This is a genomic window from Streptomyces chartreusis, from assembly GCF_008704715.1.
Classification (GTDB): Bacteria; Actinomycetota; Actinomycetes; order Streptomycetales; family Streptomycetaceae; genus Streptomyces; species Streptomyces chartreusis.
Map to the genome: position 1 here is coordinate 1,512,345 of NZ_CP023689.1, position 19,483 is coordinate 1,531,827.

19 protein-coding genes, 1 tRNA gene and 1 pseudogene are annotated in these 19,483 nt (G+C 71.3%); 3 read left to right on the plus strand and 18 right to left on the minus strand.

The window, feature by feature from the left end; all coding sequences use genetic code 11:
- The first annotated feature begins 12 nt into the window (after positions 1-12).
- A complete protein-coding gene (locus CP983_RS06240) occupies positions 13-939 on the plus strand; it encodes an NAD(P)-dependent oxidoreductase (RefSeq protein ID WP_150498860.1) in 927 nt (308 codons plus the stop codon).
- A gap of 64 nt (positions 940-1,003) precedes the next feature.
- Positions 1,004-2,164, plus strand: coding sequence for an iron-containing alcohol dehydrogenase family protein (locus CP983_RS06245; RefSeq protein ID WP_150498861.1), 1,161 nt, complete (start codon positions 1,004-1,006; stop codon positions 2,162-2,164).
- Positions 2,165-2,246: 82 nt separating this feature from the next.
- Here the strand turns inward: CP983_RS06245 and CP983_RS06250 are convergent.
- The 11 genes from CP983_RS06250 to CP983_RS06300 form a co-directional block, all read right to left on the minus strand.
- Positions 2,247-2,320: transfer RNA gene (locus tag CP983_RS06250), tRNA-Pro, on the minus strand.
- 100 nt (positions 2,321-2,420) lie between these two features.
- The gene (locus CP983_RS06255; protein ID WP_373309803.1) at positions 2,421-3,728 is read right to left on the minus strand and encodes an MFS transporter; all 1,308 of its coding nucleotides are present in this window, start codon (positions 3,726-3,728) and stop codon (positions 2,421-2,423) included.
- Between the two features lie 140 nt (positions 3,729-3,868).
- Positions 3,869-4,228: an MmcQ/YjbR family DNA-binding protein gene (locus CP983_RS06260; protein WP_189748465.1), complete on the minus strand. Its 360-nt coding sequence runs from the start codon at positions 4,226-4,228 to the stop codon at positions 3,869-3,871.
- 279 nt (positions 4,229-4,507) lie between these two features.
- Positions 4,508-4,987 carry a GNAT family N-acetyltransferase gene (locus CP983_RS06265; RefSeq protein WP_373309785.1) on the minus strand — a complete coding sequence of 160 codons (480 nt, stop codon included), beginning with the start codon at positions 4,985-4,987 and terminating at the stop codon, positions 4,508-4,510.
- Between the two features lie 29 nt (positions 4,988-5,016).
- Positions 5,017-5,607, minus strand: coding sequence for a helix-turn-helix domain-containing protein (locus CP983_RS06270; RefSeq protein WP_150498864.1), 591 nt, complete (start codon positions 5,605-5,607; stop codon positions 5,017-5,019).
- 46 nt (positions 5,608-5,653) lie between these two features.
- Entirely contained in the window at positions 5,654-6,556 is a 903-nt protein-coding gene (locus CP983_RS06275; RefSeq protein WP_150498865.1) for a LysR family transcriptional regulator, read from the minus strand.
- A 37-nt stretch (positions 6,557-6,593) separates the two neighbouring features.
- Entirely contained in the window at positions 6,594-7,787 is a 1,194-nt protein-coding gene (locus CP983_RS06280) for a glycine C-acetyltransferase (RefSeq protein WP_150498866.1), read from the minus strand.
- 39 nt (positions 7,788-7,826) lie between these two features.
- Positions 7,827-8,855, minus strand: a complete 1,029-nt coding sequence (tdh, locus tag CP983_RS06285) for an L-threonine 3-dehydrogenase (protein WP_150498867.1) — start codon at positions 8,853-8,855, stop codon at positions 7,827-7,829.
- A gap of 167 nt (positions 8,856-9,022) precedes the next feature.
- Positions 9,023-9,394, minus strand: coding sequence for a YybH family protein (locus CP983_RS06290; RefSeq protein WP_150498868.1), 372 nt, complete (start codon positions 9,392-9,394; stop codon positions 9,023-9,025).
- A gap of 14 nt (positions 9,395-9,408) precedes the next feature.
- Positions 9,409-10,122: an SDR family NAD(P)-dependent oxidoreductase gene (locus tag CP983_RS06295; RefSeq protein WP_150498869.1), complete on the minus strand. Its 714-nt coding sequence runs from the start codon at positions 10,120-10,122 to the stop codon at positions 9,409-9,411.
- 150 nt (positions 10,123-10,272) lie between these two features.
- The gene (locus tag CP983_RS06300) at positions 10,273-11,202 is read right to left on the minus strand and encodes a LysR family transcriptional regulator (RefSeq protein WP_150498870.1); all 930 of its coding nucleotides are present in this window, start codon (positions 11,200-11,202) and stop codon (positions 10,273-10,275) included.
- A 390-nt stretch (positions 11,203-11,592) separates the two neighbouring features.
- On the opposite strand from CP983_RS06300, the gene CP983_RS06310 reads away from it, so the two are divergent.
- On the plus strand, positions 11,593-12,207 hold the full coding sequence (locus CP983_RS06310; protein WP_150498871.1) for a GPP34 family phosphoprotein: 615 nt from the start codon (positions 11,593-11,595) through the stop codon (positions 12,205-12,207).
- A 19-nt stretch (positions 12,208-12,226) separates the two neighbouring features.
- On the opposite strand, the gene CP983_RS06315 is transcribed toward CP983_RS06310, so the two are convergent.
- The 7 genes and pseudogenes from CP983_RS06315 to CP983_RS06345 form a co-directional block, all read right to left on the minus strand.
- Positions 12,227-12,820, minus strand: coding sequence for a TetR/AcrR family transcriptional regulator (locus tag CP983_RS06315; protein WP_107908282.1), 594 nt, complete (start codon positions 12,818-12,820; stop codon positions 12,227-12,229).
- 145 nt (positions 12,821-12,965) lie between these two features.
- Positions 12,966-13,544, minus strand: a complete 579-nt coding sequence (locus CP983_RS06320; RefSeq protein ID WP_150498872.1) for a GAF domain-containing protein — start codon at positions 13,542-13,544, stop codon at positions 12,966-12,968.
- A gap of 61 nt (positions 13,545-13,605) precedes the next feature.
- Positions 13,606-14,205 (minus strand): GTP-binding protein, encoded by a 600-nt coding sequence (locus CP983_RS06325; protein WP_030956515.1) that lies wholly within the window; start codon positions 14,203-14,205, stop codon positions 13,606-13,608.
- Positions 14,183-14,554 carry a DUF742 domain-containing protein gene (locus CP983_RS06330; RefSeq protein WP_030956514.1) on the minus strand — a complete coding sequence of 124 codons (372 nt, stop codon included), beginning with the start codon at positions 14,552-14,554 and terminating at the stop codon, positions 14,183-14,185. The genes CP983_RS06325 and CP983_RS06330 overlap by 23 nt, the downstream gene beginning before the upstream one ends.
- Positions 14,555-14,556: 2 nt before the next feature.
- Complete coding sequence (locus tag CP983_RS06335; protein ID WP_030956513.1) at positions 14,557-14,991, minus strand: roadblock/LC7 domain-containing protein; 435 nt, start codon at positions 14,989-14,991, stop codon at positions 14,557-14,559.
- A 794-nt stretch (positions 14,992-15,785) separates the two neighbouring features.
- Positions 15,786-17,705: pseudogene (locus tag CP983_RS06340) on the minus strand (sensor histidine kinase); the annotation flags it as partial.
- Between the two features lie 554 nt (positions 17,706-18,259).
- Positions 18,260-19,435 (minus strand): MBL fold metallo-hydrolase, encoded by a 1,176-nt coding sequence (locus CP983_RS06345; RefSeq protein ID WP_150498874.1) that lies wholly within the window; start codon positions 19,433-19,435, stop codon positions 18,260-18,262.
- Between the last annotated feature and the right edge of the window lie 48 nt (positions 19,436-19,483).

A 19,483-nucleotide genomic window follows, 5' to 3' on the forward strand; every position in this document is an offset into this window, starting at 1 on the left:
GCGAGGACATCGATGAGGATCGGTTTCATCGGCCTGGGCAACATGGGAAGCCACATGGCCCGCCATCTGATCCACGCGGGACACCTGGTCACCGTGCACGACTCCCGGCAGGAGGCCGCCGTAGAGCATCTGGCGCTCGGCGCCCGCTGGGCCGACACCCCGGCGGCGTGCGCGACCGACGCCGAACTGCTGATCACGATGCTGCCGAACCCGCGCATCGTCGAGGAGGTGCTGCTGCGCGGCGGCGCCGCCGAGGCTCTGCCCGAGGGCGCCCTGTGGATCGACATGTCGACGTCCACTCCGGCCGCCGCGGACCGGATCGCCGCCGAGGTGCTGGACCGGCGTGGAGTACGCCGGCTCGACGCGCCCGTCAGCGGCATGGCGCACGGTGCCGAGGCGGGCCGGCTGCAGATATTCGTCGGCGGGGCCGGGGACGACTTCCGGATGTGCCTGCCCGTCCTGGAGACCCTGGGCGACCCCGACAAGGTCCTGCACGTGGGCCCGCTCGGCGCCGGCTACACGGTCAAGCTGATGATCAACCTGCTGTGGTTCACCCACCTCGTCGCCACGTCCGAGGTGCTGGCCATGGGCACGAAGGCGGGCGTCGACCTGGGCGTCCTGCGCAGCTCGCTGCTCGCCAGCCCGGCCGCCTCGCACTTCCTGGAGCACGACGTACTGTCCGTGCTGGTCGAGGGCGACTATGACGACTCCTTCGCGATGGCCCTGGCCTGCAAGGACCTCGGACTCGCCGTCGACCTGGGCCGCGATGTGGGTGTGTCCACCGAACTGTCCGCCCTCGTGGAGCAGATCTTCCGCCGCTCCAGGGCCCAGCACGGCGACCTGGCCGGGGAGATGAGCCCGGTCCGCCTGTACGAGTCCCTGGCCGGCCGGGAGTTCCGCCTCCCACACCCGGAGGAGGCGCTGATCGGCACCGCCTGACTCAGGACCGTCACCCCCTTCCCTCCCGTCTCCCTTCCCGCCGCGTTTCCAGGAGCCGCACGCCATGGGCGAGTCACTCACCAACCAGCTGGCCATCGATCCCACCTGCCGTATCGAGTTCGGCCCGGGCCGCCTCACCCATCTCCCGGAGCTGGTCTCCTCCCTCGGCATGGACCGCGCGTTCGTGGTCACCGACCGCGGTCTGCGGGCCGCCGGCATCGTCGACCAGGTGCTGAAGGTCCTGGACGCGGCGGGCGTGGAGCACGGGGTGTACGACGAGGTGGGCGCCAACCCGTCCACGGGCAACGTCGACGAGGGCGCCGCCCGGGCGCGTGCGTTCGGCCCGGCGGTCGTCGTGGCCCTGGGCGGCGGCTCGGTCCTTGACGCGGCGAAGGGCATCTCGCTGCTGGTCGGCAACGCGGGCGCGGCGGCGGCCGACGCGGACGCGCTGTGGGAGGCGCTCGACGGCCTGCCGCTGATCGCGATCCCCACCACCTCGGGGACGGGTGCGGAGACCAACGGCTTCGGCGTCATCGAGGACACCGCCGCCTGCCGCAAGGTGTACCTCGGCCACCCCTCGGTCAAGCCGAGGATCGCCCTCCTGGACCCGGAGCTCACGCTCGGCCTGCCGGCCCGGATCACGGCCGCCACCGGCATCGACGCCCTGGTGCACGGCATCGAGTCCCTGGCCTCGCGCGGCGCCAACCCTGTCTCGGTGGCGTACGCGACGCAGGCGGTGGCCATGGTCGGGCGCTGGCTGCCGGTCGCCCACCGCGACGGCTCGGACCTTCAGGCCCGTGCGCAACTGATGCTCGGCGCCCACTTGGCGGGCCAGGCCCTGACCATCTCCGGCCTGGGCCTGGTCCACGGCATCGGCCACGCCCTCACTGCCCACACCGGCACCCCGCACGGCATCGCGCTCGCCGCCGTCCTGGAGGAGGTCCTGGAGTTCAGCGCCCCGAACGCGCAGGAGGCCTACGAGCAGACGGCCCGCGCGCTGCGCCTGGACCCGCCCGCCGACGGCGACTGGGCCCGCGCGGCGATCGACGCGGTCCGTGAGATCTCCGGCGAACTCGACATCAAACGGCCCCTGCGTGAACTCGGCGTCCGCCCGGACCTGTTGCCCCCGATCGCCTCAGGCGCCCTCGCGGACGCCGTGACCCGCAACGCACCCCGCCAACCCACCGAACAGGACATCCTCGGCATCCTCGAATCGGCCTTCTAGAGCGGCGCGATCAGCACCGTCGCAAAACGAAAAAGGCCGTATCGGCAATTCCGATACGGCCTCTGACTTGCTGCTTCACAAGTCGGGACGACAGGATTTGAACCTGCGACCCCTTGACCCCCAGTCAAGTGCGCTACCAAGCTGCGCCACGTCCCGGTGCCCGTCTGACCTGGGGTTTCCCCTGGCCGAACGTGCAGGGAAACAATACCGCACTCGGGTCGGTGGTCGCGCACCCGTTTATGCGGACCCGTCCGCTTCAGTGCGGCTCGGGCCGCACGCGTTCGTCCGTCGGCACCGGAGCCGACCGTGCCGCCGCCGGAGCGTCCGCTCGCACCAGGCCCCGGATCGACCGCACCGACAGCAGCGCGCCCGCGACGACGAGGCTCATTCCTCCGGCGACCAGGAGCACATGACCGGCGCCGAGGGTCGCGGCGGCCGGTCCGGCGATGGCCTGGCCGACCGGCATCATCGCCAGGGAGCCCGCGACGTCGTACGCGTGGATGCGGTTGAGGACGTCGGCCGGGACCTGTGTCTGGACGCTGGTCGCCCACATGACGCTCCAGAAGGCCATGCCCGCACCGGCGACGGCCGCTCCGGCGGCCATGGCGGGTACGCCGAGACCGGCGCCGACGGTCACCGGGAAGCCGGCGAAGGCGAAGAGCCCCATCGCGCCGGCGCGGAGCATCCGGCGGGGTCTCAGCCGCAGCGCGAGCAGGCCGCCGGCGACGGTGCCCGCGCCGAGGGCGGAGTTGATCAGGCCGTAGGAGCGCGGGCCGTGCTGCTGGACCACCTCGGTCGCCACGAGCGGGACGGTGGGGCCCCACACGGTGATCATGTAGACGCACCAGACGACGATGACGCCCCAGAGCCAGGTCCGGGCTCTGAACTCCCGCCAGCCCTCGACCAGATCGGCGCGGAAGGCCCGTGCTCCGCGAGCGGTTCGGGCGTCGCCCGGCGACCGGGTCTGCGCGGGCAGGCGCAGCAGGAGGAGGCACAGGGCGCTGACGGCGTACGTGGTGGCGTGGGCCGTGAACACGCCGCCGGGTGACGCGAAGCCGACGAGCACTCCCGCGCAGGCCGGTCCGGCGAGCTGGGCGACGGCCTCGGCGATCCGCATGGTGCCGTTCGCGCCCTGGACGTCGGTGGCGAGCCGCCGGACCGTGCCGGGGACGCCGGGCTGGAACACGGCGCCCGCGACGCCGTTGACGAAACCGATCGCGCAGATCTGCCACAGGACCACGTGCCCGGAGAAGAACAGCACTGCGGCCAGGGACTGGGTGCACAGCCTGACCAGGTCGGCGCCGATCATCAGTCTGCGGGTGCTGAAGCGGTCGGCGATGACTCCGCCGAAGATGATGAGCCCGGCGAAGGCGGCGGACGTCGAGGCCAGGGCGAGACCGACCGCGCCGGCGCCGTACCCGTGCTGGAGGAGCCCGGCGGCGAGGGCCACGGGCAGCATCGTGTCCCCGAGCTGGGCGACGGCACGGGCGACGAAGAACAGGGCGAAGTCCCGCGACCACACCGGCCGGACACCGGCCTCCTTGCCCGGCTTCATCCCCCTCATGTCCGTCGCGCCCTCCCCGGTCGGACCGCCGCCCGCGCCGCCGTCACTCAAGCCTCCGTGGTAGCCGAGGCCCCCTCCGCCCCGGCTCCCACACCTGCCCTCGGATCATGACACGGGGCACTGACAACGCCCCACGGATTTCAGTTCCCCGTCGCCAGCCCCAGCTCCGGATAGGCGTCCAGCAGGCGGGTCGGAGCGGCCTGGCGCCAGGAGTCGGCGAGGATGTCGCGCAGTTCGCCCTCGTCCTCGACGGCGGCGAGCCGGGCCCGTACCCACGCGAACTGTGCCTCGTGGTCGGCGATCCAGAACTTCCCGGGCTCGGCCATGACCAGTTCGTCGCGCTCCTCCTTCGGGCAGCGCACCGCGATGGAGGTCTCGTCCTCGGGCAGTGTGGCGAACATCTTGCCCGCGACCCGGAACGTGGGCATGCTCCAGGCGATCTTCTCCGTCGTGTCCGGCAGAGAGAGGGCGATACGGCGTACGTCTTCGGCATCGGGCATGAGAGGCACGGTAGCGCCCATCACTGACAATCACCTGGTGAGAGCGGGCAGCCCGCTCCGGGGCCATCCGCCCGAGCCCCGCCCGCCCCAGGACCCGGTTCCTCGTCGGGGCCGCAGTCGGGCCGGTCCGGCAGCGGATGGTCGACGCCGTACAGGTCGGACCCACGCTGCTCCGCCCAATTCGGGTCCTTCTCCGCCCTGTCCAGCTCCTCCGTCGTCGCGCTGATGAACGAGATGCTCACGCCCATGACAGGTGATCCCTCTTGCCGACCGGAACGGTCACACGTACTTGAAGTAGATCGTCGTGGGCCGCAGCACTCCCGCCGGGCTCGCCGCGTAGTCCGGGATCACCCCGGCCCGGGTCCAGCCGGCCGAGTCGTAGAGGCGCTCGGCGGGGCTGTCGGTCTCGGTGTCCAGGTGGAGGAGGGTGACACCGGCGTCGGTCGCCGCCTCCTCCGCGGTCGCGAGGAGTCTGCGGCCGAGACCCTGACCCCGGGCGTCCCGGTGCACCATCAACTTGACGAGTTCGGCGCGGTGGCGGCTGTTGGGCTTGTCGGCGAAGGCCAGGCTCACCGTGCCGACGGTCCGCCCGTCCCGGCACGCCACCCACACCGCCAGCCGCCCGTCCCCGACGGCGCCCGCGCGCTCCTTCCACCAGGCCAGGGCCGCCGTACGGCCGAGGGGTCCGAGGAATCCGACGGAGGCGCCGTCCGCCACGGTGTCCACCAGCAGGTCGGCCAAGTCCTCTATGTGGTCCATCAGTTGAGGCTCATCCAGCCGCGTCACGTTCACGGCAGCACCACCGCCAGCGCGTACCGCACCGCCCCCGGCCCGGCGCACCGGAACCGCGTCGGCCCCCACACCCGCATCCGCAGACAGTCCCCGGCGTCGAGGCGGTGCTCGACGTCCTGGACCGTGACGTCGAGGGTGCCCTCCAGCACCCAGACGTGCTGCTCCAGCCCCGGCACGGGCGGCCGGTCGTACGCGATGTCGGCGCCCTCGACGAGACGTCCCTCGACGAGTTCGGCGCGCAGCCCGGCGTGCGGCGGCGAGACGGAGCGCCGTACGAAACCTGCGGAACGGTCCTCCCACACCGGCTGCTCGGCCGCCCGCACCAGCAGGGCGGGCTCGGACTCGACCTCGCTGAGCAGTTGGGACATCGTGCGGCCGTAGACATTGCAGAGGCGGTTGAGCATGGACGCGGTGGGGCTGATCTCCGCCCGCTCGGCCCGGGAGAGCGTCGAACGGCTGATGCCGCTGCGTTCCGCCAACTCGCCCAGAGACCAGCCGCGTTCGGTCCGCAGCGCGGCCAGCCGAGAGCCCAGGCGGGTGTCGAGTTGAGCGTCGGGAGCTTGGAGGCCATCCGGCGGGCGTTTCATATCCGGGACGGTATCCCGAATATGAAACAGCTGTGTTACGGCAGCCTCACTCCCCGGCCGCCTCGTCGAGCGCCTCCAGCACAGGACGGATCAGCGGATGCTCCTCCGCTCCTCGGCGCACGGCCGCGAAGACCCGGCGCGTGGGTGCCACCCCGTCCACGGGCCGTACGACGACCCCGGTGAGGTCCATGCCGCGCAGCGCGGAGCGCGGGACGAGGGCCACTCCGGCGTCGGCCGAGGCGAGCGCGACGACCGCGCGGAAGTCGTCCGAGGAGTGTTCGAGGCGGGGCTGGAAACCGGCGTTCTCGCAGGCCAGGACGACCACGTCATGGCAGGGGTTGCCGGGGTAGGGGCCGATCCAGGTGTCCTCGGCCAGCTCGGCGAGCGGGACCTCGACCGCGTCGGCCAGCCGGTGGCCGACCGGGACGACGGCGTCGAAGGGCTCGGCGTACAGCGGTACGTGCGTCAGGCGCGGGTCGTCGGCGGGCGGTGCCCCGCGATATTCGACGGCCACCGCGATGTCGACCTGCCGGTCCAGCACCATCGGCAGGCTGGCGTCGCCCTCGGCGTCCTGTACGCGGATGCGGATGCCGGGGGACGTCTCGGCGAGGCGGGCCACCGCGGGCGCGACGACCAGGCCGATGCCGGTCGCGAAGGAGGCGACCGTGACCGTGCCGGCCGCGCCCGAGCTGTACGCCGCGAGCTCGGCCTCCGCCCGCTCCAGCTGGGCGAGCACGGCGTTGGTGTGACTGAGCAGGATCTCGCCTGCCGGGGTCAGCCGTACGCCCTTGGCGCCGCGCTCCACCAGGCGGTGGCCGGTCTCCTGCTCCAGGGCCGCGAGCTGCTGGGAGACCGCGGAGGGGGTGAGATACAGCGCGGCGGCAGCCGCCGTCACGGTGCGGTGGTCGGCCACCGCACGGAGGATGTGGAGCCGCCGCGCTTCGATCATGAGATCGATTATCGCAAGGTCCGGAGCGAGCCGGACGTCAGCCTTCCAGTTCGGCCCTGGCCGAGACGAAGGCGTCCACGGCACGGTTGACGTCGTCCGTCGAGTGCGCGGCGGACAGCTGGACGCGGATACGGGCCTGGCCCTGGGGCACGACCGGGTAAGAGAAGCCGATCACGTACACGCCGCGCTCCAGCAGCAGCTCCGCCAGCCGGCCGGCCTTGGACGCGTCGCCGATCATCACGGGCGCGATGGCGTGGTCGCCGGGGAGGATCTCGAAGCCCTCCTCGGTCATCCGGCGGCGGAACAGCTTCGTGTTCTCGGCGAGGCGGACGCGCAGGTCGTCCGCGGACTCCAGCAGGTCGATGACCTTGAGGGAGGCCGCCGCGATCACCGGGGCCAGGGTGTTGGAGAACAGGTACGGCCGGGAGCGCTGGCGCAGCAGGGCGACGATCTCGGCGCGGGCCGCCACATAGCCGCCGGACGCGCCGCCGAGGGCCTTGCCGAGCGTGCCGGTGATGATGTCGACGCGGTCCATGACGCCGTGCAGCTCGGGCGTGCCGCGGCCGCCGGGGCCGACGAAGCCGACGGCGTGCGAGTCGTCGACCATGACCATCGCGTCGTAGCGGTCGGCGAGGTCGCAGATGTCCTTCAGCGGCGCCACGTAGCCGTCCATGGAGAAGACGCCGTCGGTGACGATCAGTCGGCGGCGCGCCGACTGCGCCTCCTTCAACTGGGCTTCCAGGTCGGCCAGATCACGGTTGGCGTAGCGGAAGCGGCGGGCCTTGGACAGCCGGATGCCGTCGATGATCGACGCGTGGTTGAGGGCGTCGGAGATCACCGCGTCCTCCGGGCCGAGGAGCGTCTCGAACACGCCTCCGTTGGCGTCGAAGCAGGAGGAGTACAGGATCGTGTCCTCCTGGCCGAGGAACGCCGAGATCCTGCCCTCCAGCTCCTTGTGCACCTCCTGGGTGCCGCAGATGAAGCGGACGGAGGCCATGCCGTAGCCCCAGCGGTCCAGCGCCTGGTGGGCGGCGGCGATGACCTCGGGGTGGTCGGCGAGGCCGAGGTAGTTGTTGGCGCAGAAGTTGAGGACCTCGCCGGGGCGGCCGCCCGCGCTGACGTTGACGGTCGCGGACTGCGGGGTGTCGATGACGCGCTCGGGCTTGTGCAGGCCGGCGGCGCGGATCTCGTCGAGGGTGGCGCGCAGGTCGTCGCGCACGGAGTCGAACATCTCAAAGCTCCCAGGAATGCAGGTGACTTACGCGGTGACTTACGCGGTCCAGTCGAGGATGACCTTGCCGCCACGGCCGCTCGCCGCGTCGGCGAAGGCCGCCTCGAAGTCGCGGTAGCCGTACCGGCCGGTGATGACGGGCGCGAGGTCGAGGCCGCCTTCGAGCAGCACGGACATGGCGTACCAGGTCTCGAACATCTCACGGCCGTAGATGCCCTTGATGGTGATCATCGAAGTGACGATGCGGGCCCAGTCGACCGGGAACTCCTGGGCGGGCAGGCCGAGCATGGCGATACGGCCGCCGTGCGTCATGTTGGCGATCATGTCGCGCATGGCCTCGGGGCGGCCGGACATCTCCAGGCCGATGTCGAAGCCCTCGCGCAGCCCGAGCATGCGCTGTCCGTCGGCGATACTCGCCTCGGCCACGTTCAGGGCGAGGCTGACGCCGACCTTGCGGGCGAGCTCCAGCCGCTCCTCGCTCACGTCGGTGATCATGACGTGACGTGCGCCCGCGTGCCGGGCCACGGCCGCCGCCATGAGGCCGATCGGGCCGGCGCCGGTGATCAGGACGTCCTCGCCGACCAGCGGGAACGACAGCGCGGTGTGCACGGCGTTGCCGAACGGGTCGAAGATCGCGGCGACGTCGAGGTCGACGGGCACCCGGTGCACCCACACATTGGCGGCGGGCAGGGCGACGTACTCGGCGAAGGCACCGTCGCGCCCGACGCCGAGGCCGACGGTGGCGCGGCACAGGTGGCGGCGGCCGGCCAGGCAGTTGCGGCACTTGCCGCAGACCAGGTGGCCCTCGCCGCTGACCCGGTCACCGGGCTTGATGTCGGCGACGTCCCGGCCGGTCTCCACGACCTCGCCGACGAACTCGTGCCCGACCACGAGCGGGGTGCGTATCGCCTGCTGTGCCCAGCCGTCCCAGGACCTGATGTGCAGATCGGTGCCGCAGATGCCGGTGCGAAGCACCTTGATCAGTACGTCGCCGGGCCCGACGGCCGGTTCCGGAACGTCCGCGAGCCACAGCCCGGGCTCCGCCTTCTCCTTGACCAGCGCCTTCAACGCTACGGCTCCTGTTGCACTCGAGTCCCGGCTGCGGGCATACCGAGTGAGCCCGCAGCCGGGGAGGGGGGTGGAATCGCGTAGCAATCTGCCGTACGGCGCCGCCCCGGTCCATCGAGGATTTCTTAAGCGGCGCCACAGCTTTCCTTCACGCCCTCGGTCGGGGCCTATGGGAGGCGGGAGACCTGGTAGTGGCTGATGTACCAGTTGTCCTCGACGCGGGCCGTGAGTACCGCGAGTTTGACGTCCAGCGCGGGCCGGTCCGTGAACGAGAACCGGACGTCGAGATACCCGAGGACCAGGCCGTCGGCAGGCTGTCTGGTTTCCAGGACGGTGTAGTCGGCTCGCATACCGAGCGGCTGCGAACTGTAGTACTCGGCCACACCTGCCCGGCCCACACTGTAGGGGTGCAGCCCCTGGAAGACGGCGTCCTCGGTGAAGAGGGAGGCGACGTCCTCGGGCCGGTGCCCGTCGACGGCGTCCTTCCACTGGTCGAGGACGCCACTCAGGATCTCCTTCGCGTCCTTCGTGGTGGTCATGTCCGCTCCTTCTGTCAGTGTCCGGCGCTCATGCCACCGTCGACGTGCAGGATCTCGCCGGTGACGAACTGGGCCGTCTCCAGGTAGAGGACGGCGTCGACGATGTCGCCGACCTCGCCCATCCGCCCGACCGGGTGCAGGGCGGCGAGGAACTCGTGGTTCTCCTCCGGGTGCATGGGTGTCTTGATGGTGCCGGGCGACACGGCGTTGACGCGGATGCCACGCGTCGCGTACTCGATGGCGAGGGACTTGGTGGCGGCCTGCACACCGCCCTTGGTCAACGACGCCAGTACGGACGGGACCTTGGCGTCCGCGTTGTCGACCAGGCTGGTGGTGACCGCCACTATGTGGCCGCCGCCCTGTGCGAGCAGATGGGGCACGGCCTGCTGGGTGAGGTGGAACACGCCGGCCAGGTTGATCCCGGTCACGGCGGCGTAGTCCTCGTCCGTGTACTCGGTGAACGGCTTGGCGACGAAGATGCCCGCGTTGTTGACCACGGTGTCGATCCGGCCGAACCGCTCGACGGCGGCGGCGACCACGCGCTCGGCGGTGGCCGGGTCGGCGATGTCGCCCCGCACGGTGAGGACGTCGGCGTCGTCGACGGGGGCGATGCTGCGCGAGGTGGCGACGACGGCGTATCCGAGCTTGCGGTACCCCTCGACGAGGGCGGCGCCCATGCCCTGCGAGGCGCCGGTGATGATCGCAACCTTCTGCTGCCGAGTGCTCATGATGACCTTCTCCGAAGCTGATGACCGATTACTAGCCGACCGGTCGACTATTTGGAACGTAGGCCGGTCGCACGGCAACGTCAAAGGTCAGAGGGGGTCTGCGCGGGACCCGTTTCCTCCCGTGTGGGAGGCGCAGGCTCCCAGCACAGGTCAGGGCCGGAGCGCGTGCGGGTCGTCCGGCGGGAGCCAGGAGTCCGGGGTGTGGATCCCGAGGTCGCCGACGGCGTCGCACAGGGCGTCGACGACGGCCAGGACGCCGGCTCGCGGTTCGTTCTCACGCCGGACCAGGGACCAGGTCCACCACACCTTCGGTCCGACGACCTCCCGGCGGACCAGGTCGGGCGGCAGCGCGGCGGTCTGCCCCTTGGGCGAGTTGACGACGGGCCGGGTACAGCGGCGGACGTGGTCGAAGAAGGCGGGTCCGGTGATGGCCCCGTCGGAGATGCGTACGGCCCGGGAGCCGGTGTCCCGCGTCAGCTCCTCGGCGTACGCGTTCCAGGACGCCCAGGACGTGACGTCGTCGTCGATCAGGACGTCGGTGTCCCGCGCCGCCACGTCGCCGGAATCGGTGCCCTTGGCCACGGCGTAGAGCCGGTCGGCGCCGATGAGCCGGGCGCGCAGCCCGAGCCGCTTCAGGTCCTCGTTCCGCACCCAGCACACCGCGAGGTCCAGGCTGCCGTCGGCGACCCGGGCGGCCTGGGTGTGGGAGGGCGCGACCCATGCGTCGATGTGCACCCGGGCCACCGCGGCGGTACGCGAAGTCACGTCCGTGGGGAGCCAGTTGACGTACCCCAGCCGTACGGACTCCGAGCCCGCCAGGCGTCCGGCCCGGCCCTTGAGGTCGTCGGCCCGTTCCAGCAGGGCCCGGGTGTGCGGGAGCAGGGCGGCGCCGGCCGGGGTGAGGGAGACCGAGCGGCGGTCGCGGTCGAACAGCCGCACACCCAGGTCCCGTTCCAGCGCCTTGATCTGCTGGGAGAGCGAGGGCCCGGCGATGAGCAACCGCTCGGCGGCCCGGCCGAAGTTCAGTTCCTCGGCGACGGCGACGAAGTACCGCAACTGACGCAGTTCCACGGCGGTCATGCTACGCGCGCTGGGAGGCTGCGCCTATCAGCAGCGAGAAAGCCGATCGTGGCATCCGCGCAGGTGGCGGAGCCACGATGGGGGAGGTTCGGTAGGCGGAGGTCCGGCCTGCGCCGGGCGCAGCGCGTGCTCGCCAGATCCTGGGCCCCCTCCTGGTCGCCCCGCTGCTGCACGACGGCTACCGTCCCGCCCTGCTCCCTGGCCGCCCTCCTGGTCCTCGCCGCGGCCTCGGCCGCTGCCGTGCTGAGAATCGGGTTCCCGCACGACATGGTGGTAGTACGACATACGGTGCCCGAAGGACAGCGAGAATCGGTGTAGGACGTCCGGACCGCCCAGGACAGCCCCCCGTTGTCCGCTCCCCGCACTCGGCCGACCGACCAGGAGCCGCTCATGAACACCGCACGGGATCTCGCGATAGTCACCCTGGACACGGCGTCGGACCACGCAGTCGAGCAAGGCGATCTGTCGCTCGCGCTCGCGGCGGCGGAGATGTTCGACCTTCTCGACGCCCACGCCCTCGTCCTGGACGGCGACCTCATCACCCCCAGCGCACAGGCGCCCACGGGTGACCGACTGCTGGACGAGGCCGCCTCGGCACTCGTACGACAGGAGCCTTACGAGTCCGTCGAGGACTGGCTGTGGCGCCGGGGCCGGGGCCTGTCCGCGGCCTACGTCGAGGATCTGGAGCGCGTGGGGCTCACGGCCCGGGCGCCGGGTCCCCGGTTCGCGCTGCGGGCCGCTCCTTCGGTGCCGGTCGACTCGGCGGCCCGACGGCAGGCGGACGAGCGCTGGACCTCGGGCGAGCCCGTCCTCGCCGCCCTGGGCACCGCCGCCGGCATCCGTGACGAGTCGGGCGAGGACGCCGAGGAAGCCGAGAAGCTCACCGACGAGACGGTCACGACCGTCCTGGCCGCACTCGGCAACGCGGTCATGGAACTGGAAGCCGTACGGCAGCGGCGGGCGATCGAGGACGCCGCGTTCGACAACGTGTGGCGGGGCTACTAGGGCGATCGGGCACCGAGGCTCAGCGGGCGCCCAGCAGCGCGAGGCAGTTGTTCCACAGCGGGGTCAGGCGTTCCGTGCTGTTGTACAACTTCGCGAACATGACCTGGCCCTCCAGCTGGGCCACCACCGCCCGCGCCGCCTCGCGCGTGTCCGCCACGGTGACGTCGCCGCGCTCCCGGGCCTCCTTGACGACCGTCTCGACCATGTCGACCTGCGCGTCGAAGATCTCCTGAAGCCGCCGGCGGACCGCCTCGGTCTGATTGCTCAGCTCCAGCGTGAGATTCCCGAACAGGCACCCCGACACGGTCCCGCAGCCCTCCTGGACGGCCCGCTGGCCCGCCTGGGTCTCCTCGAACAGTCCCCTGAGCCGCTGCAACGGTTCGCCGTCAGCCTCCAGGACACGCGCCCAGTCGCGTCGCTGCGCCGCCCAGTGCTCGTCGACGACCGCGAGCGCGAGGGACTCCTTGGACTCGAAGAAGTAGTAGAAGCTGCCCTTCGGCACCCCGGCCGCCTTGCAGATCTCGGCCACACCCAGCGCCGAGTAGCCGCGTCCCTCGATCAGCGAGCGCGCGGCACCGAGGATCTTCTGCTTGGCATCACTGGTACGTCCCACGGGACAAGTGTACGAAGTACTAGACCGGTCGGCTAAAAGTCCCGGGCAGCCAGGAGTCCCGGGCGCTTGGAGTCAGGGGCACGCCAAGTCGGACCGAAGCGGCCGAGGAGCCGAAAGCAGCCGTCGGACACCGCCGAAGCCGCCGTCAGAGCGGCGGGAGTCCGTCGGCCTGCCGTCGTTCCAGCCGGGACATCAGGTCCACCGCGGTCGCCTTGATGGTGTCCAGGCCCGCCCTCCCCCACGGCCGCGGCTCCACGTCCACGACACACACGGTGCCCAGCGCCATCCCGGTGCTGTCGATGAGCGGCGCGCCCATGTAGGAGCGGATGCCGAACTCGTCGACGATCGGATTCCCGGCGAACCGCGGATAGTCGCAGACGTCCTCCAGGACCAACGCCTTGCGTCGCACGACCACATGGGGGCAGAACCCATGGTCTCGCTCCATATGGCGCCCCAGCTCAGGCTTGGAGTCATCGGCCCGTGTGAGGGTCACCCTGTGCTGTGCGTGCAGCCCGGCGAAGAACTGCCGGTTCTCGTCGATGAAGTTGACCATGGCGTACGGCGCCCCGGTGAGCTCGGCGAGATGGTCCGCGAAGACATCGAGGGCCGGATCGGCATGATCCCCCAGTCCCAGCCGGAGCAACCGCTGGGCGCGGGCGGGGGCCTCCTTGTCCTCGGGGGTCAGCAGCAGTCGAGCGACCGGGTGGGGTGGGCCGTAGCTCATGGGCGGATTCCGTCCCTGTGGGCGTACGTCATATGCGGCTCCGTGCGGGTGTGTGTTGCTGTCACATGTGGGCGCCATGGCTGGGCGCGGGTGCCGGTGTGTGGGCGATGAGGTGCCTCACCAGGGTGAGCAGGGTCTGCACGCCGGAGCTGGAGATCCGGGCGTCGCAGCGGACGATGGGGATCTCCGGGTCGAGGTCGATGGCGGCGCGGACCTCCTCCGGGTCGTACCGGTAGCCGCCGTCGAACTCGTTGATCGCGACGATGAAGCCGAGACCCCGCTGCTCGAAGAAGTCGACGGCGGCGAAGCAGTCCTCGAGGCGCCGGGTGTCGGCGAGGATCACCGCGCCGAGCGCGCCTTCCGAGAGTTCGTCCCACATGAACCAGAACCGTTCCTGTCCGGGTGTGCCGAACAGGTACAGGACGTGTTCCGGGTCGAGCGTGATGCGGCCGAAGTCCATGGCCACCGTCGTCTCGACCTTGTTCTCCACCCCTTCGAGGCTGTCGGTCGCTGCGCTGACCGTGGTGAGCAGTTCCTCCGTACTGAGCGGCGCGATCTCGCTGACCGCGCCCACGAAGGTCGTCTTGCCGACCCCGAACCCTCCCGCCACCAAGATCTTCAGTGCGGTGGGGAAGGGATCAGAGCTGTCGTCGTAGTCCATCGAGCACTGCCTCCAGAAGGGCCCGGTCTGTCGGGTTGTGGTGGAACTCGGGGGGCTTGGTGGTGAGCGCCCCGCAGTCGACGAGGTCCGACAGCAGCACCTTGGTGACCGCCGCCGGCAGCTTCAGGTGGGCTGCCACCTCGGCGACCGAGACGGGAGCACGGCACAGGTCGAGCGCCAGCTCGTGCTCGGGGCCCAGGTAGCCGAGGGGGGTCGCCCCGGTGGCCATCACCTGCGAGATGAGGTCGAGCGCGACGGTGGGACGGGTACGGCCGTTGCTGACCGTGAAAGGGCGCACCAGCCGTCCGGCCGCGTCGTCGAGCCAGGGCCCGTCGCCGGCCGCCGTCATGTTCAAGGCCTCAACGCCGAGGGTTCGACGGAGTGCTGCCGGGGCGCGGTGACCAGGTACGGGCGGACGCTCTTGACCAGCATCGCCATCTCGTAGCCCAGCACCGCCGCGTCGGCCTCACGGCCCGCCAGCACGGCCAGACAGGTGCCGGAGCCGGCCGTGGTCACGAAGAGCAGGGTCGAGTCGAGCTCCACGACGACCTGGCGGACCTCGCCCCCCTCGCCGAAGCGGACGCCGGCGCTGCGGCCGAGGGAGTACAGCCCGGAGGCCAGGGCGGCCATGTGGTCGGCGCTGTCCGGGTCGAGGCCGTGAACGGACTTCACGAGCCCGTCGCAGGAGAGCAGGACCGCGCTGGTCGTGTGCGGTACGCGCTGCACGAGGCCGCTCATCAGCCAGTCGAGATCGGAGACATGGGCGGTCGGCGCTTCGCTCGCCATGGTGGATCGACTCCTTGAGGTACGAAGGTCTGCGGGAGCGCCGGGGTTGGGGGTGGTCTCCCAGGCGGACTTCGAGCTGGTCACAGTCGTGGTCATCCGGCTGGAGCGCTCCCGTCAGGCCAAGTGGTGTGGTCGGTACCGGGCGCGGGCCCGGGGTGGGGCTCGGTCAAATGGGCCGGGTCCATGGGCGAGACGTCCATGGAGGGCCGGGTGGTCATGGGGGTCACGTCCATGTGGAGTCCATCCAGGGACGTCGGGCGCAGACGTGTGGGCTGAGGTCGAGCCGCGTCGAGGCTCGTCGGCTCCGGACGGCTGGGCGCCGGGCGTACGGACTCCAGTCGGGTGGGCTGGGAGACCAGGGGGTCCGGGTGGGTCGGCTCCGGGGTGGGTGACGTGGTCTCGGACGTCGTGTGGAGTGAAGGGATGTAGGCGGGAGTGATCCCGTGGGTGATGGGGGCGATCCCGTGGGTCGTGGGGGTGTGCGCCGAATCCATGTGCCCTGCGCCCACGTAGCCCGCACCCATGTGCCCCGTGGCTGTGTGGCCGGTGCTGGCCTGCCCGGTGGTCGTGTGGCCAGTGCCGGTGCTGGTGTGACCCGAGTTCATGTGGCCCGCTGCCGTGTGGCTCGTCGGCGTGTGGCCTGTGCCCGTGCCCATGTGGTCGGCGGACATGTGGTCGGTACCCATGCGGTCAGTGCCGATACGGTCGGCGCCCACATGATCGGTACCCATGTACTCGGTGCTGGTGGGCTCGGCCCCCATGTACCCCGCATCCACATGCTCGGCGTCCCCCCGCGCCGACTCCATGTGCTGCTGCGTCTCAGCCAGCCCGATCCCCCGTTGGAAGGCGGCCATCAGCCCCGGGTCGTGCCCGGCGAGTTGGTCGGACTCCTGCCGTGGTACGGGACCACCACGGAGTTGGGGTGCGATGTGCTCCTGGGCACGTCGGCGCGGCAGTTGGGGCTTGCCCATGGTGCCGCGGACGGTGCTGACACGCGGGGTCGGCGGCGCGCCGGCGTTCTCCTCCACGCGTCGGCGTTCGTCGGGCCTGATGCCGGGCACGGCCTCGGCCGGGTTGGCCCGTTCCTCCCGGGCGCCGCGCACGGGCAGCGGCGCCGGTCCCGCACCGTTCGCCCTCGGGACCGCACCCCTCGCACCGCCCTGCGGCGGCTCCTGCCGATGCGGTGCACCGTGCGATGCCGACGACGCCTGGGACGCTTCGCCCACGCCTCGCCGCCCACCGCTCTCAGCTGCGCCCGAAGCAGCCCCTGCCGCTGCTGCCGCCCCTGACGCCGACCCTGCCGCTGTCCCCGCCCCGGTCGCCCCGGTCCCTCCGGTCGCCCCGGCGTGCCTGCGCTGCTGAGCCGGCACCGGCCCCTGTTGCTGACGCACCTGCGGCGAGGACGGCGCGGCCTGTGCGAGAGCCTGCGCCGACATACCCGTACCGGCACCGGCGACGGCCCCTTGCTGCACCTCAGGCCCCCGCCCCGCACCCGCCCGGGCCCCGGGTTCGTCGCCCAACAGCCCCTGCGGCACGACGAGTACGGCCTGCACTCCGCCGTAGATATTCGTCTGGAGGCGCACATGGATGCCATGGCGCTTCGCGAGCTGCGAGACGACGAACAGGCCGATGCGTCCGTCCGCCAGCAGGCTGGCGACGTTGACCTGGTCGGGGTCGGTGAGCAGGGCGTTCATGCGGTTCTGTTCGCCGACGGGCATGCCGAGCCCGCGGTCCTCGACCTCGACGGCGAGTCCCGAGGTCACGAGGTTGGCCCGGAGCAGCACCTGGGTGTGCGGGGCGGAGAACACCGTGGCGTTCTCGACCAGTTCGGCCAGCAGGTGGATGACGTCGGCGACGGCGTGTCCGCGCAGGGTGCCGTCGATGGGCGGCACGAGCTTCACGCGCGAGTACTGCTCGACCTCGGCGATGGCGGAGCGCAGTACCTCGGTCATGGAGACGGGGTTGCTCCACTGCCGGCGGGAAACCGCGCCGCCGAGGACGGCGAGGTTCTCCGCGTGGCGGCGGATGCGGGTGGCGAGGTGGTCGACGTGGAAGAGGCCCTTGAGCAGGTCGGGGTCCTCGATCTCGTTCTCCAGCTCGTCGAGGATGGAGATCTCCCGGTGCACCAGCGACTGAAGGCGCCGGGCGAGGTTGACGAAGACCTCCAGCTTCTGTTCGCTGCCCGCCTGGCTGGAGAGCTGCGCGGCCTGGACGACGGCGGTGACGGCGCCGTCGTGGGCGCGGGCCAGATCGCCGGCGAGCAGTTCGAAGTCGTCGGCGTCCTCGGGCGGACCGCTGCGGGACTTGCGCTTCGGCGGCGCCTCGCCGCGTCTCAGTGTCTCGACCAGGGCCCGCAGATCGGCCTCGCCGCGTGCGCTGTTGCGGCGGAGCGCGCGGATGCGGTCGCTCACGGATCTGGCGGTGCGGTTGGCGGCCACGGCCGCGATCAGGATGCCGGCGAGGGTGACCGAGACCGCGCTCGCGAGCACGGCCCACACGGTGAGGCTCGGCCGGATGCCCGTGGAGCGGATCACGAACAGTACGGCCGCGCAGGCGCTGAGGGTCACCGCGACGGGTGGCAGCACGGCCAGCCGCAGCAGTTGGGGCCGTATATGGGTCTCGGGCAGCGCGGGTGCGGTGCGGGCGGCCGGGCGCCCGTGCCGCCCGCCCTCACGGCGGTCTGCGCGTGCGGCCGGGGCGCGTAGATGAGACATCGGGGTCCTCGTACTGGTCCGTCGGTCGGGGGCCCGGGGGTGCGCGCGGTCCGCGCGGCCCGGGGCGTGCGCCATGGCGATGTCGGTCGACAGAGCTGACGAATTCGGCTCCGCGTCGCCCGACGGACACTGACAGTAGTCGCCTTCGCATCAAGTGCGGTGGGCAGTTGACAAACTCCCGCAGCGAGCGTCCCGCTCTGGTATGAGGTCTCGCACGGCAGACCGATAACCCATCACGTCGTTCCCTCACAAGGAGCAATCGAACGATCGGACCTGGTCAGAAGCGGTCACGGGAAAACGCCGAGGGGCGGGGCACTTTCCGTACCCCGCCCCTCGGCCCAGCCTCGATCCCCGACCCCCGACCGCGCCGGTGGGGACGTTTCAGCACCTCACACGCCCACCGCGCCGACCCCCAGAGCATCACGGACAGTAGCGGCGCGCGGTGTCACGCAAGTGCCCAGACACACCCCTGCGCGCCCCGCGTGAAATGCCGCATGGGGGCGCGAGTGATGATCACTCACGCCCCCATGGGTCGTTCCTCTACGGCGGTCGCGCTACGAGACCGGCGTACTGTCCGGCGCCGGAGCCACCGGCGGCCACGCCGGCCACCCCTCGGCGGGCGCCTGGGCGACCTCGCGCCACCACGGCGTCACGGGCCCCAAGGAGGCCGGCTCGAAGGGCTCGCCGCAGCGCGGCGCCGCCATCGTGACCCCGGCCTTGTGCGTGGCCCGCATCATCCGCTCACCCGGCTCCGCCCACGGGTGCGGCGCCAGATTGAAGGTCCCCCAGTGGATGGGCAGCATGACGCCCGCGGTCGGGTCGCCGCCCTGAAGGTCGAGATGGGCCCGGACGCCCTCGTCCGGCGTCATGTGGATGTCGGGCCAGAAGTCGGAGTAGGCGCCGACCTGGATCATCGTGGCGTCGAACGGGCCGTGCTCGGCGCCGATGTCCTTGAAGCCCTCGAAGTAGCCGGTGTCACCGCTGTGGTAGATCCGGTGCTCGTCGGAGGCCACGGTCCAGGACGCCCAGAGCGTGTGCTGGGTGTTGCGCAGTCCGCGGCCGCAGAAGTGGCGGGCCGGGGTGGCGGTCAGGGTGAGCCCGCCGACCTTGGTCGCCTCGTGCCAGTCCAGCTCGCGCAGCCGGTCGGCGGACACGCCCCAGTGTTCGAGGTGGCCGCCGACGCCGAGCGGCACGGCGAAGACCGTGTCGGTGCCGGCCAGCGCCTTGATCGTCGGCATGTCGAGGTGGTCGTAGTGGTCGTGCGAGATGACGACGACGTCGACCGGGCCGAGCGCGGCGAGCGGCAGTGGCACGGGGTGCAGCCGCTTCGGCCCGGCGAAGGGGAACGGGGAGCATCGCTCGCCCCACACGGGATCGAAGAGGACCCGGTGGCCGTCGATCTCCGCGAGGATGCTGGAGTGCCCCATCCAGGTAATGCGCAGCCCCGTGGCGGGCGGCCTGGCCAGGTCGGCGTAGGTGGTGGGGTGCACCGGAATGGTGCCGTCCGGGGTCCGGCGGGGCCGGGACTCCTTGTCGAAGAAGACCTTGGCGAACTCCAGCATCGACCCGGAGGGCCTGGTGCGGGCCTCGCCCCCCGGGTTCTGGAACACCCCGTCCTTGAAGTGCGGTGATCTGCGGATACGCGCCATGCGCTCACCGCTCGGATCCACGCCGAAGGCCTCGGGCCGCAGGGCGCGCAACCCGGAGCTCGGGAATCGGAAACCGGCCACGGTACCTCCAGCTGGATTCGGTGAGGAGTTCCATTATGGGCGGCCCGT